At 66.8% G+C, this 14,574-nt stretch carries 11 protein-coding genes; 7 read left to right on the forward strand and 4 right to left on the reverse strand.

What is annotated here, in order from left to right:
* The first annotated feature begins 254 nt into the window (after positions 1 to 254).
* The 7 genes from BM315_RS15975 to BM315_RS16005 all read left to right on the forward strand — a co-directional run bounded on the left by BM315_RS15975 (position 255) and on the right by BM315_RS16005 (position 9,984).
* Entirely contained in the window at positions 255 to 1,418 is a 1,164-nt protein-coding gene (locus BM315_RS15975; protein ID WP_090502740.1) for a type III PLP-dependent enzyme, read from the forward strand.
* A gap of 355 nt (positions 1,419 to 1,773) precedes the next feature.
* Positions 1,774 to 4,002 (forward strand): TonB-dependent receptor, encoded by a 2,229-nt coding sequence (locus tag BM315_RS15980; RefSeq protein WP_090502882.1) that lies wholly within the window; start codon positions 1,774 to 1,776, stop codon positions 4,000 to 4,002.
* Positions 4,003 to 4,072: 70 nt separating this feature from the next.
* On the forward strand, positions 4,073 to 4,756 hold the full coding sequence (locus BM315_RS15985; RefSeq protein WP_090502742.1) for a Fe2+-dependent dioxygenase: 684 nt from the start codon (positions 4,073 to 4,075) through the stop codon (positions 4,754 to 4,756).
* 155 nt (positions 4,757 to 4,911) lie between these two features.
* A complete protein-coding gene (locus tag BM315_RS15990) occupies positions 4,912 to 7,434 on the forward strand; it encodes a PepSY domain-containing protein (RefSeq protein WP_090502745.1) in 2,523 nt (840 codons plus the stop codon).
* A gap of 212 nt (positions 7,435 to 7,646) precedes the next feature.
* Complete coding sequence (locus tag BM315_RS15995; RefSeq protein ID WP_090502747.1) at positions 7,647 to 8,393, forward strand: 5-oxoprolinase subunit PxpA; 747 nt, start codon at positions 7,647 to 7,649, stop codon at positions 8,391 to 8,393.
* Complete coding sequence (pxpB, locus tag BM315_RS16000; RefSeq protein ID WP_090502884.1) at positions 8,390 to 9,067, forward strand: 5-oxoprolinase subunit PxpB; 678 nt, start codon at positions 8,390 to 8,392, stop codon at positions 9,065 to 9,067. The genes BM315_RS15995 and pxpB overlap by 4 nt, the downstream gene beginning before the upstream one ends.
* Positions 9,064 to 9,984, forward strand: coding sequence for a 5-oxoprolinase subunit C family protein (locus tag BM315_RS16005; RefSeq protein WP_090502749.1), 921 nt, complete (start codon positions 9,064 to 9,066; stop codon positions 9,982 to 9,984). Before pxpB ends, BM315_RS16005 begins: the two co-directional genes overlap by 4 nt.
* Before the next feature lie 292 nt (positions 9,985 to 10,276).
* Here BM315_RS16005 and BM315_RS16010 read toward each other — a convergent pair whose 3' ends face one another.
* From BM315_RS16010 to BM315_RS16025, 4 genes are all read right to left on the reverse strand, one after another.
* Positions 10,277 to 11,266 carry a peptide ABC transporter ATP-binding protein gene (locus BM315_RS16010; protein WP_090502751.1) on the reverse strand — a complete coding sequence of 330 codons (990 nt, stop codon included), beginning with the start codon at positions 11,264 to 11,266 and terminating at the stop codon, positions 10,277 to 10,279.
* The gene (locus BM315_RS16015; RefSeq protein ID WP_090502753.1) at positions 11,266 to 12,234 is read right to left on the reverse strand and encodes an ABC transporter ATP-binding protein; all 969 of its coding nucleotides are present in this window, start codon (positions 12,232 to 12,234) and stop codon (positions 11,266 to 11,268) included. Before BM315_RS16015 ends, BM315_RS16010 begins: the two co-directional genes overlap by 1 nt.
* Before the next feature lie 223 nt (positions 12,235 to 12,457).
* The gene (locus BM315_RS16020; protein ID WP_090502755.1) at positions 12,458 to 13,360 is read right to left on the reverse strand and encodes an ABC transporter permease subunit; all 903 of its coding nucleotides are present in this window, start codon (positions 13,358 to 13,360) and stop codon (positions 12,458 to 12,460) included.
* Positions 13,361 to 13,465: 105 nt separating this feature from the next.
* Positions 13,466 to 14,476, reverse strand: coding sequence for an ABC transporter permease subunit (locus BM315_RS16025; RefSeq protein WP_090502757.1), 1,011 nt, complete (start codon positions 14,474 to 14,476; stop codon positions 13,466 to 13,468).
* Positions 14,477 to 14,574 lie beyond the last annotated feature (98 nt).

Genomic DNA, 14,574 nt, shown 5'->3' on the forward strand with positions numbered 1-14,574 from the left:
CGAAGAGCAGGCAAGGCAAAAGCCGGCGAGAAAGCGCAGTTTACTGCTGTAAATGAGCATTTCGAGCCGGGTTTTAACGCAGCATGGTCGAGCGCAGTAGTTTTCACTTGGTCTGGGCGTGGTTCTCGGCGACACAGCCTTGGGAAGTAGGCGAACCAAAGTGGGGAAACTGATCAGGCGTTCACGGCTTTGCTATTACTTAGTAAGGCACCCCCTAACCACCTTTGTGTGTTTTGCCATTTGGAGTCCCACGCATGCCGATCAAGCTCGAAGACTATTACGCCCCCGCCACCTTCCAGCGCATGAAGGCATTCGCCGATCAGCACGAAACCCCGTTCGTGGTGATCGATACCGCGACCATCGGCAAGGCCTACGATGACCTGCGCGCCGGTTTCGAGTTCGCCAAGGTCTATTACGCGGTCAAGGCCAACCCGGCGGTCGAGATCATCGAGCTGCTCAAGGACAAGGGCTCGAACTTCGACATCGCCTCGATCTACGAGCTGGATCGGGTGATGGGCTGCGGTGTTGGCCCGGAGCGCATCAGCTACGGCAACACCATCAAGAAAGCCAAGGACATCCGCTACTTTTTCGAGAAGGGTGTGCGCATGTACGCCACCGACTCGGAAGCCGACCTGCGCAACATCGCCAAGGCCGCACCGGGCTCGAAAGTCTATGTGCGCATCCTCACCGAAGGTTCGACCACCGCCGATTGGCCGTTGTCGCGCAAGTTCGGCTGCCAGACCGACATGGCCATGGACCTGCTGATCCTCGCCCGCCAGCTGGGCCTGGTGCCCTACGGCGTGTCCTTCCATGTCGGCTCGCAGCAGCGCGACATCGGCGTGTGGGACGCGGCCATCGCCAAGGTCAAGGTGATCTTCGAGCGCCTCAAGGAAGAAGACGGCATCGTCCTGCAGATGATCAACATGGGCGGCGGCTTCCCGGCCAACTACATCACCCGCACCAACAGCCTGGAAACCTACGCCGAGGAAATCATCCGCTTCCTCAAGGACGACTTCGGTGACGACCTGCCGGAAATCATCCTCGAGCCGGGCCGCTCGCTGATCTCCAACTCCGGCATCCTGGTCAGCGAAGTGGTACTGGTGGCGCGCAAGTCGCGTACCGCCGTGGAACGCTGGGTGTACGTCGATGTGGGCAAGTTCAGCGGCCTGATCGAAACCATGGACGAGGCGATCAAGTTCCCGATCTGGACCGAGAAGAAGGGCGAGATGGAAGAGGTGGTGATCGCCGGTCCGACCTGCGACAGCGCCGACATCATGTACGAGAACTACAAGTACGGTCTGCCGCTCAACCTGGCGATCGGCGACCGCCTGTACTGGCTGTCCACCGGCGCCTATACCACCAGCTACAGTGCGGTGGAGTTCAACGGCTTCCCGCCGCTGAAGGCTTACTACCTGTAAGCGCAGCGCCACGACAAAGACCCGCCTTCTGGCGGGTCTTTGCTTTGGCTATGTACCAGTAGTGTGTTGCGTTCAGGCTTCGGCGTTTAAGTGTGAGGGAACTGACCTCGTAGGGTGCGCTGTGCGCACCGGCGTTGGCTGCAGAGTCTTGGTGCGCACGGCGCACCCTACCTTGCAAGCAGGGCCCCTCTTCTCCGAACGCCCCATGCAACACCTAATTGGTACATAGCCTTTGCTTTTCCGGGACCGGCAAAGCGGGGTGCCTGCGAAAAAGTTCAATTCTCAGTGAAAATTATTCTTGATTGCGATCAATTATTGAATAGAATCGCGCCCCATCTAACTGGGGATGATTATCATGAGCAAGCGCAACAATAAAAAGTCCGCCAATTTGCCGCAACGTCGTCTGTTGGCCTCGGCCATCGGCCTGGCCGTGGCGTCCTGGGCCGTTGCCGGCCTGGCTGCAGAGTCCGCCGAGGTCCAGGGCGATGCCGTGGAACTCGGCAGCGTCACGGTCAAGGGCCAGCAGGTTGAGGGCTACAAGGTCGACAATGCCTCCTCGCCAAAATACACCGCGCCGCTGCTCGACACCCCGCAGACCATTACCGTGATCCCGCAGGAAGTCATCCGGGAGCAGAACGCCCTGAGCCTGCGCCAAGTGCTGTCCAACGTCTCCGGCATCACCTTCGCGGCTGGCGAGGGCGGTGGTGGCCTGGGCGACAGCATCAACATCCGCGGTTTCAGCGCCAACTCCAACATCCTGATCGACGGCCTGCGCGACACCGCGCAGAGCAGCCGTTCCGACACCTTCAACCTGGAAGCGGTGGAAGTGGTGAAAGGCCCGAGTTCGGTGTACTCCGGGGCAGGCACCACCGGCGGCTCGATCAATATCGTCAGCAAGACGCCGCAGGCCCAGGCCTTCAATCGCGCCAGCGTCGGCCTCGGTACCGACAACTACAAGCGCCTGACCGCCGATATCAATCAGCCGCTGGATGCCCTGGAAGGGGCCGGTGCGGTGTTCCGTCTGAACCTGATGGGCCATCAGAACGATGTCGCCGAGCGCGACCAGATCGATCAGGAGCGCTGGGGCATCGCGCCCTCGCTGACCCTGGGCATGGGCTCGCCGACCCAGCTCAACCTCAGCTATTTCCGCCAGTCCGACAAGGACCTGCCGGATTACGGCCTGCCGGCCCGCGACGGCAAGGTGCTGGCTGGCGTCGATCGCGACAATTACTACGGCTTCAAGGACATCGACACCGAGGAAACCGACGCCGAGAGCTTCACCGTCAAGTTTGACCATGAATTCAATGAGCAGCTCCGCCTGAGCAACATCGCGCGCTATGCCAAGACCGAGCGCCTGACCATCATCTCCGCGGCCCACGTCAACACCGACGGTCTGCCGGCCGGTACCTACCGCCCAGCCGGCCCGCAGGGCCATGGCCGTGACTATGACACCGAGATACTGATCAACCAGACCAACCTCAACTGGCGCTTCAACACCGGCGCCCTGGCCCACAGCCTGGTCACCGGTGCGGAGTTTTCCCACGAGGAGTACAACCGCGACACCTTCAACAGCGGTTTGCCCAGCGGCAACGCCTGGCCGCTGTTCGACCTGTACAACCCGCCTGGCTACTGGGGCGGGCCGACCCTCAAGACGGTCACCCAGGAGGTCGATACCGAGCTGGATACCCGGGCCCTGTATGTCTTCGACACCGTCGAGCTGAACGAGCAGTGGCAGGTCAACGCCGGCCTGCGCTACGAGCGCTTCGAAGGCACGGGCAAGACCCTGGCCACGGCCACCGGCGTGACCACCCGGCTCGACTCCAGCGACGACATGCTCAGCGGGCGTGTCGGCCTGGTCTACAAGCCGGCGCAGAATGGCAGCATCTACGTCGCTTGGGGCAACTCCTTCAACCCCTCGGCGGAGAACCTCGCCTCGACCGGCTCGGGTCTGTCCGCCGACACCCAGGACCTCGATCCGGAGGAGAACGAAACCTGGGAACTGGGCACCAAGTGGGACCTGCTCGACCAGCGTCTGTCGCTGAACGCCGCGGTATTCCGGGTGACCAAGACCAATGGCCGCATCGACAACAACGACCCGCTGGGCGATCCGGTCGTGCTCGACGGCAAGCAGCGCGTCGACGGCGTCGAGTTGGGCGCCTCCGGCAAGCTCACCGAGCAGTGGCAGGTGTTCGCCAACTACACCTACCTCGACAGCGAGATCATCAAGTCCGATACCCCGGCCGAGGAAGGCCAGGCCCTGGCCAACACGCCGCCGCGTTCGTTCAGCCTGTGGACCACCTATGACCTGCCGGCCGGTTTCCAGGTCGGCTACGGTGCGCAGTACGTCAGCCAGCGCAACGTGACCATTGCCAGCACCACCAAGGTGCCGGATTACTGGGTGCACAGCGCGCTGCTGGGCTATCAGGTCAACGAGGACGTGGATCTGCAGTTGAACGTGCGCAACCTGTTCAACGAGGAATACTACGACCGCGTCCGTTCCAACACCGGCACGGCGGTGCGTTCCTCCGCGCTGGTGCCGGGCGAGGGGCGCACGGCGATCCTGTCGGCCAACTTCTCCTTCTAAGGTCAACCCGCGCAACCACCAAGGCCCCGCCCATCGCGCGGGGCTTTGGCGTATCCGGAGATTCGTCAAGATGATGCTACATATTCCCCAGGTCCTCAGCCCCGAGCAGGTCGCCGAGTGCCGCCAGTTACTCCAGCAGGCGCAGTGGGTCGACGGCAAGGCCACCGCCGGTTTCCAGTCGGCCATGGCCAAGGACAACCTGCAGCTGCCCCAGGACTGCCCCGAAGCCCAGGCCATGGGCGAGCTGATCCTCGCCGCGTTGAGCCGCAATCCGCTGTTCATTTCCGCGGCCCTGCCGAACAAGGTGTTCCCGCCGCTGTTCAACTGCTACCAGGGCGGCCAGTCGTTCGGCCTGCACGTGGACAACGCGGTGCGCGAGGTGCGCGTGACCGGCGAGAAGGTCCGCACCGACCTGTCGGCCACGCTGTTCTTCACCAACCCCGACGAATACGACGGCGGCGAGCTGATGGTCGAGGACACCTATGGCGCGCACAGCGTCAAGCTGCCGGCCGGCGACCTGATCCTCTACCCGTCGACCAGCCTGCACCGGGTCAATCCGGTCACCCGCGGTGCGCGGGTCTGCTCGTTCTTCTGGCTGCAGAGCATGGTCCGCGACGACGGTCAGCGCACCCTGCTGTTCGACCTCGACAGCAGCATCCAGCAGCTTAACCGCGAGCTGGGCGCCGGCCACGCCAGCAGCGTGCAGCTGACCGGGGTCTACCACAACCTGTTGCGGCGCTGGGCCGATGTCTAGCGTAGGAGCGGGCCATGCCCGCGATCGGCACGTGCACCTGTGATGTAAATAAAAGGTAAAAGCCGGCGATCCTGGCTCCGATGCAAGTAGTTCTCAAATAGAATCGCCCCGCAGTGACAGCCGCGGTGGTCGTCGCTTCTGTCAGGTACCCCTTCGTGTTCAAGAAAATCCTGTTCCAGCTGCATTGGTTGTTCGGCATTAGCGCCGGCCTGGTTCTGGCCCTGATGGGCCTGACCGGCGCGGCCTATTCGTTCCAGGGCGAGCTGTTGCGTGCGCTGAATCCCGAGGTGCTGCGGGTCGAGGTGGGTGACGGCGGGGTATTGGCGGCGGATGTGCTGCTGCCGAAGATCGAGGCGGCCAGCCAGCAGCGGGTCGTACGCCTGAGCGTGGAAGCCGCCGCCGATGTGCCCGGGCGGGTGATGTTCGCGCCGCCGCCGGGCGAGCGCCGCGGCGAGGTGCGCTACTTCGACCCCTACAGCGGCGAGCTGCTCGGCGAGCCGCGCGGGCAGGGCTTTTTCGACCTGATGCTGGAGCTGCACCGTTTTCTCGCCCTGGGCGAAACCGGCAAGCAGATCACCGCCGCCAGCACCCTGGCGCTGATTTTCTTCTGCCTCTCCGGCCTGTACCTGCGTTGGCCGCGCAAGGCTTTGAGCTGGCGCGTCTGGCTAAGCCTGGACTGGGCCAAGCGCGGCCGTGCGTTCAACTGGGATCTGCACGCAGTGGCCGGTACCTGGTGCCTGGCGTTCTACCTGTGTGCGGCATTGACCGGGCTGTATTGGTCCTACGACTGGTACCGCGAAGGCCTGACCGCGCTGCTCAGCAGCGAACCGGCCGGCCAGCAGCGCAATCGCGCCGCTCGGCCTTCCGCCGAGGCGGTACCGGTGGTGAACCATGCGGCGCTCTGGGCCGGCTTGCAGCAGGCCGCCGGCCCACAGCTGACTGGCTACAGTCTGCGCCTGCCGGCTGCGGCCGGTCAGCCGGCCACGGTGTTTTATATGCGTGACGACGCAGCGCACGAGCGCGCGTTCAACCAGCTGGCGCTCGATCCGTTGAGCGGCGCGCCGGGCTGGCATAAGCGCTATGACCAACAGGCGTTCGGCGATCGGCTGCTGGCCAGCGTCTACGCCCTGCATGTCGGCAGCTACTTCGGCCTGGCCGGGCGCATCCTGATGTTCCTGGCCAGCCTGAGCGTGCCGCTGTTCGCCATCACCGGCTGGTTGCTGTACCTCGACCGCCGGCGCAACAAGCGCGCGGTGCTGGCCGCGCGCAAGGCCTTGTTGCCCGCAGGGGCGGGGGCACGCGACTGGCTGATCGGCTTCGCCAGCCAGAGTGGTTTCGCCGAACAGCTGGCCTGGCAGGCCGCCGGGCAGATGCAGGCGGCGGGCCATGGCGTCAGGGTCGAGCCGCTCGGCCGGGTCGACCGGCAGACCCTGAGCGAGGCGCAGCATGCACTGTTCGTGGTCAGCACCTTCGGCGACGGCGAGGCGCCGGACAGCGCCCGCGGTTTCGAGCGCCAACTGCTCGGCCAGGCCCTGGGCCTGGCGCACCTGCGCTATGCCATGCTCGCCCTCGGCGACCGCCAGTACGCGCAGTTCTGCGGCTTCGCCGAGCGCCTGCACGGCTGGCTGGGCCGGCAGGGCGCGCGCAGCCTGTTCGCGCCGGTGCAAGTGGATGCCGGCGATGCGCTGGCCCTGGCGGACTGGCAGCGTCAGCTCAGCCAACTGACCGGCGTCCAGGCGACGACGGTTACGGGCAACGCCTATGGCCTGTGGACCCTGCACCAGCGCGAGCTGCTCAACCCCGGCAGCCAGGGCGCGCCCACCTACCTGCTCGGCCTGCGCGGCGAGCCGGCCGACAACTGGCTGGCCGGCGATATTCTGCAGGTGCTGCCGCGCCAGGCCGACGCGGTGGTGCGGGCCTGGTTGCAGCGCTTCGGCCTGGACGGCGAGCAGCCGGTGCACCTCGACGGCATAGGCCAATCCTTGGCTCAGGCGCTGGCGAGCCGGCAACTGCCGGAGAGCTTCACCCATTTGCTCGGCTTGCACGCCCAGGCCCTGCTCGAGGCCCTGGCCCCCTTGGCGCCGCGCGACTACTCCATCGCCTCCCTGCCCAGCGACGGCCTGCTGCAGTTGATCGTGCGCCAGGAGCGGCGCAGCGATGGCGCGCTCGGTCTCGGCTCCGGCTGGCTGACCGAGCACGCGTCGCCGTGCGGCCAGCTGCTGGCGCGGGTGCGGCGCAACAGTGCCTTCCATGCCCCCGAGGACGAGCGACCGCTGATCCTGATCGGCAACGGCACCGGTCTGGCCGGCCTGCGCAGCCTGCTCAAGGCGCGCATCGCCGCCGGCCACAGGCGCAACTGGCTGCTGTTCGGCGAGCGGAATGCCGCCCATGACTTCTATTGTCGGGATGAACTGCAGGGCTGGCTGGCCAGTGGCGAGCTGGCGCGCCTGGACCTGGCCTTCTCCCGCGACCAGACGGGCAAAGTTTACGTGCAGGACCGCCTGGGCGAAGCCGCCGAGCAGCTGCGCGGGTGGCTGGCCGAGGGCGCGGCGATCTACGTGTGCGGCAGTCTGGAGGGCATGGCCGGCGGCGTCGACCGGGTGCTGCATGAAGTGCTGGGCGAAGCGGCCGTGGCCGAGTTGGTCGAGCAGGGACGTTACCGCCGCGATGTGTATTGAGACGCTACGCAGTCGAGGCTCGCGCCGTTTGTCGGTAGGGTGCGCCGTGCGCACCGGCTGTCCGCTGCAGCGCCCGTTGTAACTGGTGCACACAGCGCACGCAGGGCAACAGCCTGAATAGCCCGGAGCTGGCGCGTCTCCAACAGGCCTATGGAGCACGCATACATGGCCCGGGCTTCACGCCACGGCGATGCGGCTCTAAGCTTGTGCCCATGAACAGACGAATCCTGCTGAATTGCGATATGGGCGAGAGCTTCGGAGCCTGGAGCATGGGCGACGATGCCCTGGCCATGCCCCTGGTCGATCAGGCCAACCTGGCCTGCGGCTTTCACGCCGCCGACCCGCTGACCATGCAACGCACCGTCGCCCTGGCGGTGCAGCATGGGGTGAGCATCGGTGCGCATCCCGCCTACCCCGACCTGGTCGGCTTCGGCCGCCGCCATCTGGCCTGCTCGCCGGAGGAGGTCACCGCCCAGGTGCTCTATCAGCTCGGTGCCCTGGATGCCTTCTGCCGCGCCGCCGGTACCCAGGTGGCCTACGTCAAGCCGCATGGCGCCTTGTACAACGACCTGGTGCGCGACGATGCCCTGCTCGCGGCAGTGCTGGATGCCTGTGCCAGCTACCGCAAGGGCTTGCCGCTGATGGTCCTGGCCCTGCTGGACAACCGCCGCGAGCTGGAGTTTGCCGATGCCGCCGACGTGCCGCTGATCTTCGAGGCCTTCGCCGACCGCGCCTACCTGGCCGACGGCCAACTGGCGCCGCGGCGCCTGGCCGATGCGCTGCACCGCGATCCGCAGCGGATCCTCGACCAGGGCCTGGCCATCGCTCAGGGCGAGGCCTTTGCCGATATCGACGGCAAGCCGCTGCAACTCTGTGCCGACAGCCTCTGCGTGCATGGCGACAACGCCGAGTCGCTGGCCGTGCTGCGGCGCTTGCGGGCGCTGCTGGATGCCAGCTGATGCGTTTCGAACCGGCCGGCGCCGAAGCGCTCTTGCTGGTGCTGGCCGAGCAGCCCGACGCGCAGTTGCCGTTGCGCATCGCCCTGCTGGCCGAGCGCATGCGTGCCGAACTGGGGCCGCTGCTGCGTGATCTGGTGCCGGGTTGGACCAGCCTGCTGCTGCACTACGACCTGACCCGCATCGATCACCGGAAACTAATCGAGCGTCTGAGCCCCTTGCTGCCGCGTTGGCTGGCCGAGCCCTTGCCGGCCGAGAGCGGACGCCGGCACCAGATCCCGATCTGGTATGCCGGCGCCGACCTGGCCGAGGTGGCGCGCCTGTGCCGACTCAGCATCGAACAGGTGATCGAGCTGCACAGCGCCAGCGAGTACCGGGTCGGCGCCATCGGTTTCGCCCCGGGGTTCGCCTATTTGGGCGAGCTGCCCGAGCGCCTGGCCCTGGCGCGACGCAGCACGCCACGCACGCGGGTGCCGGCCGGCAGCCTGGCCATCGCCGAGCGGCAGACCGCGGTCTATCCGCAGGCCTCGCCCGGTGGCTGGCACCTGCTTGGCCTGTGCCCCTGGCGCCTGTTCGATGTCCGCCGCGAGCCGCCATGCCCGTTGCTGCTGGGCGATCGGGTGCGTTTCGTGGCGGTCGACGAGCAGACCTTCCGCGCCGAAGGCGGGCCGTTATGAGCGGGCTGCGGGTGCTCAAGCCAGGACCGCAGAGCCTGTTGCAGGATGGCGGTCGGCATGGCTGGCAGCACCTCGGCGTGTCGCCGTCCGGGCCGCTGGACCTGCACGCCGCGGCCTGGGCCAATCGCCTGCTGGACAACCCCTGGGGCACGCCGTTGCTGGAGATCGCCCTGGGTTATCTCGAGCTGCAGGGCGAACTGGACACCTGGCTGGCGCTGACCGGCGCCCAGGTCGCGGCGACGCTCGATGGTGCGCCGCTGCCACCCTGGTCGCGTTTTCCCTTGCGCGCCGGCCAGCGTCTCAAGCTGGGTTACGCCCGCAGCGGCCAGCGCGCCTACCTGGCGGTGGCCGGCGGCTTTCGCGTGCCGCCGCAGCTGGGCAGCGTCAGCAGCCAGCTGCGCGAAGGCCTGGGCGGCTTGCGGGGCACCGGCGAGCCGTTGCGTGCCGGCGATCTGCTGTCCTGCCTGGCGGCGCAGTTGCCCCGGGCGCAGAGCGTGCCCTGGCCCTACCAGCCGGACTACCGGGCTGCGGCCCGTTTGCGGGTGATCGGCGGCGGCGATGCGGCAAGCTGCGCGCCCGAGCAGTTGCAGGCCTTTTTCGCCCAGACCTGGCAGCTCAGCCCGCAGTCCGACCGCATGGGCGCGCGCCTGCTCGGCGAGCCGCTGCTTGCACCCACGCGGCAGTGGTCGCAAGGCGTCGGCCGCGGGGCGATCCAGCTGCCGCCCGACGGTCAGCCGATCATCCTCCAGGCCGATCACCAGACCATGGGCGGCTACCCCATCCTCGGCTGGCTGCACCCGCTCGACCTTGCCCGTCTGGCCCAGTGCCCGCCGCACCACGAGCTGCATTTCAGCCCGGTCGACATCGGCGAGGCCCAGGCCGAGCTGCGCAAGTTCTATCGGTTCTTCGGGCGTTGATCCTGACCCTGCCGCGACCGTTTTTCGCGGGCATGGGACTGGGCGTCGCCCCCGCTCCTACGGGGGGGGTGCCAGTAACCGTAGGATGGGTTAGCCGCCCAGGCAATGTCCGGCAAGACTGCATTTTCGGCGCGGCGTAACCCATCATTGCGGCGTACCTGCTGACGCCCTGTTGGGTTACGCCGCGCCTCGAATCTGTGACGTGCTCGGAAATGCAGCCGCCGCTAACCCAACGACTGTCGCTCTCTGTGGGAGCGGCGGGGACGCCTAGTTATTGGCCGTGAAATCGTCCTTAGCCGTTGATCCGCTCCGCATGGTGACAAGCCACCTGGCGCGCATCGAGCAGGCGCAGTTGCGGCAGTTCCACGCTGCAGCGCTCGGTCGCAAAGGGGCAGCGCTGGTGGAAGGCGCAGCCGCTGGGCGGCGCCAGCGGGTTGGGCAATTCGCCGACGATCTTGATCTTCGGCTTGCTCGGATCGGGGTGGAGGGTCGGCGTGGCGGAGAGCAGCGCCTGGGTATAGGGGTGCATCGGGCGGCGGTAGATCAGGTCTTTCGCGCCCATCTCGACTGGACGGCCGAGGTACATCACCAGCACCTCGTCGGCGACATGGCGCACCACCGAGAGGTTGTGCGAGATGAACACGTAGGCGGTGTTGAACTGCTCCTGCAGGTCCATGAACAGGTTGAGCACCTGGGCCTGGATCGACACGTCCAGGGCCGAGGTCGGTTCGTCCGCCACCAGCACCTTGGGGTTGAGCATCATCGCCCGGGCCAGGGCCACGCGCTGGCGCTGGCCGCCGGAGAACATGTGCGGGTAGCGCTGGTAGTGCTCGGGGCGCAGACCGACCTGCTGCATCATCGCCTGCACCCGCTCGCGCCGTTCGAGGCTGGACAGCGGCGTGTTGATCAGCAGCGGTTCGGCCAACTGGTCGCCGATCTTCTGCCGCGGGTTGAGCGAGGCGTAGGGGTTCTGAAAGACCATCTGCACGTCGCGGCGCAGTTGTTTGCGCTGGGCCTTGTTGGCGCCTGTGACTTCCTGGCCGGCGATCTGCAGCGAGCCGGAGGAGGGTTGCTCGATCAGGGTCAGGGCGCGCGCCAGGGTGGATTTGCCGCAGCCGGATTCGCCGACCACGGCCAGGGTCTTGCCGGCCTGCAGCTCGAAGGACACGCCGTTGAGGGCCTGCACCATGGCGTGGGGCTTGAACAGGCCGCGGGACACGGCGTAGTGGCGGGTCAGCTCGCGGGCGCTGAGCACGCTGGTGGCGCTCGCACTGGCAGCCATCATGTGACCTCCTGATTCAATGGATAGAAGCAGCGCACCGCGCCGCGGACCTGCGGCTCCAGCGTCGGCCGCTGCGCCTGGCAGTTGCTTTGCGCGTAGGGGCAGCGCGGCGCGAGCAGGCAGCCGTGCGGGCGGTCGAAGCGTCCGGGCACGATGCCGGGCAGGGTGGCCAGGCGCCGGGCGCCCAGGCTGTGTTCGGGAATCGCCTTGAGCAGCGCCTCGGTGTAGGGGTGCGCCGGTGCCTCGAACAGGCCGGGCACCACGCCGACTTCGACCGCCTGGCCGGCGTACATCACGCAGACCCGCTGGGCGGTCTCGGCGACCACGGCGAGGTCGTGGGTGATCAGCACCAGGCCCATGTCCTGCTCGCGTTGCAGGTCGAGCAGCAGCTCCATGATCTGCGCCTGGATGGTCACGTCCAGCGCGGTGGTCGGTTCGTCGGCGATCAGCAGTTTGGGCTCGGCGGCGATCGCCATGGCGATCGCCACGCGCTGGCTCATGCCGCCGGAGAGCTGGTGCGGGTAGGCGTCGAGGCGACTCTCGGCGGCGGGGATCTCGACCCGTTCGAGCAGTTGCAGGGCACGCCGGCGCGCGGCCTTGCCCTTGAGGCCGAGGTGCTGACGGAGGACTTCCTCGATCTGGAAACCCACGGTGTAGCTGGGATTGAGGGCGGTCATCGGGTCCTGGAAGATCATCGCCAGGTCCTTGCCGACGATGCGCCGGCGCTGGCGGCCCTTGAGGCGCAGCATGTCGGTGCCGTCGAACTGCAGGCTGTCGGCGCTGACCACGCCGGGTGGGTCGATCAGGCCCATCAGCGCCAGCATGGTCACCGATTTGCCCGAGCCGGACTCGCCGACGATGGCCAGCACCTCGCCCTTGTCGACGCTGAGATCGAGGCCATCGACCACCGGCACGGCGTTGGCGTCGCCGAAGCGCACGGAGAGATTACGGATATCCAGCAGGCTCATCGGGCGGTCTCCAGCAGGTAGCTTGGTGCCTGATTGGCCGTTCTTTTGCGTAGGGTGGACGACGCTTCACCCGTCCACCGTGGTGCGCTCATGGTGGATGAAAAGGGTGTCATCCACCCTACGGAGCACTGGTGCGCACGGCGCACCCTACGGGATAGTGGGGTCGCGACGGGCGTAGGGTGCGCCGTGCGCACCAACGGATGGTTGTGCATGCGGGGCCTCCTCACACGGCATTCTTCAGCTTCGGGTCGAGCGCGTCGCGCAGGCCGTCGCCCATCAGGTTGATCGCCAGCACGCTGAGCAGGATGGTCAGGCCGGGCAGGGTGACCACCCACCAGGCGCGCTCGATGTAGTCGCGCGCCGAGGCCAGCATGGTGCCCCACTCGGGAGTCGGCGGTTGCACGCCGAGGCCGAGGAAGCCCAGGGCGGCGGCGTCGAGGATCGCCGCGGAAAAGCTCAGGGTGGCCTGCACGATCAGCGGCGCCATGCAGTTGGGCAGCACCGTGACCAGCATCAGACGCGGCAGGCTGGCGCCGGCCAGGCGCGCGGCGGTGACGTAGTCGCGGTTCAGTTCGCCCATCACCGCGGCGCGGGTCAGGCGTACATAGGCCGGCAGCGAAACGATGGCGATGGCGAAGATGGTGTTGATCAGGCCGGGGCCGAGGATCGCGACTATGGCCACCGCCAGGAGCAAGGACGGCAGGGCCAGCATGATGTCCATCAGGCGCATGATGCCGGGGCCGAGCAGGCGCGGGAAGAAACCGGCGATGAGGCCCAGCAGGATGCCGGGGAGCAGCGACAGCACGACCGAGGCCAGGCCGATCAGCAGCGACAGGCGCGCACCGTGAATCAGCCGCGAGAGCAGGTCGCGGCCCAGCTCGTCGGTGCCGAGGAGGAACTGCCACTGGCCGCCCGCCAGCCAGGCCGGCGGGGTCAGCATGAACTCGCGGAATTGCTCGCTGGGATCGAACGGCGCCAGCCAGGGGGCGAACAGCGCGCAGAGCACCAGCACGATCATGAAAAGCAGGCCGGCGAGCGCGCCCTTGTTGTGGGCGAAGGCTTGCCAGAACTCCTGCAGCGGCGAGGGATAGAGCAGGGCCTGGTCGAGGGCGGTGGCAGCGGTCATGGGCGCACCTTCTTCACGGTAGGGTGCGCCGTGCGCACCAGGTGTTTACCGTTGGCATTGGTGCGCACAGCGCACCCTACAAGTTGTCGATTCATGGCGCCTTCCTTACTTCTGATGGCGAATGCGTGGGTTGGCCAGGCCGTAGAGGATGTCCACCACGAAGTTGACCAGGATCACCAGGCAGGCGATCAGCAGGATGCCGTTCTGCACCACCGGGTAATCACGCGCGCCGATCGACTCGATCAGCCATTTGCCGATGCCCGGCCAGGAGAAGATGGTCTCGGTCAGCACCGCGCCGGCGAGCAGGGCGCCGACCTGCAGGCCGAACACCGTGAGCACCGGGATCAGCGCGTTGCGCAGACCATGCACGAACACCACCCGCGCCGGCGACAGGCCCTTGGCGCGGGCGGTGCGCACATAGTCCTCACGCAGCACCTCGAGCATCGCCGAGCGGGTCATGCGGGCGATCACCGCCAGCGGAATGGTGCCGAGCACGATGGCCGGCAGGATCAGGTGGCGCAGGGCGTCGAGGAAGGCGCCCTCTTCACCGCTGAGCAGGCTGTCGATCAGCATGAAGCCGGTCACCGGCTCGATGTCGTAGAGCAGGTCGATGCGTCCGGACACCGGCGTCCAGCCGAGGCCCACCGAGAAGAACATGATCAGCAGCAGGCCCCACCAGAAGATCGGCATGGAATAGCCGGCCAGGGAAATGCCCATCACCCCGTGGTCGAACAGCGAGCCACGCTTGAGCGCGGCCACCACCCCGGCGATCAGACCGAGGCTGCCGGCGAACAGCAGGGCGGCCAGGGCCAGTTCGACGGTCGCCGGGAACAGGGTGAGGAATTCGCTCCACACGCTTTCGCGGGTGCGCAGCGATTCGCCCAGATCGCCCCGGGCCAGTTGGCCGATGTAGTCGAGGTACTGGGCGTACAGCGGCTTGTTCAGGCCCAGGCGCTCCATGGCCTCGGCGTGCATGATCGGGTCGACCCGGCGTTCGCCCATCATCACCTCCACCGGGTCGCCGGGGATCATGCGGATCAGGGCGAAGGTCAGCAGGGTGACGCCGAAAAAGGTGGGGATCAGCAGCCCCAGACGTCTGGCGATAAAAGACAACATAGTGATTCAGTACTCCACATCAGGTTCATCTGCTCGGCGGCTGCATGGGCCATCGATTGGTTTTTTCTGTTGTAGGGGCGGGGGGGCGCCTAGTTCCA

The organism is Pseudomonas borbori (assembly GCF_900115555.1).
In the GTDB taxonomy this organism is placed as follows: domain Bacteria; phylum Pseudomonadota; class Gammaproteobacteria; order Pseudomonadales; family Pseudomonadaceae; genus Aquipseudomonas; species Aquipseudomonas borbori.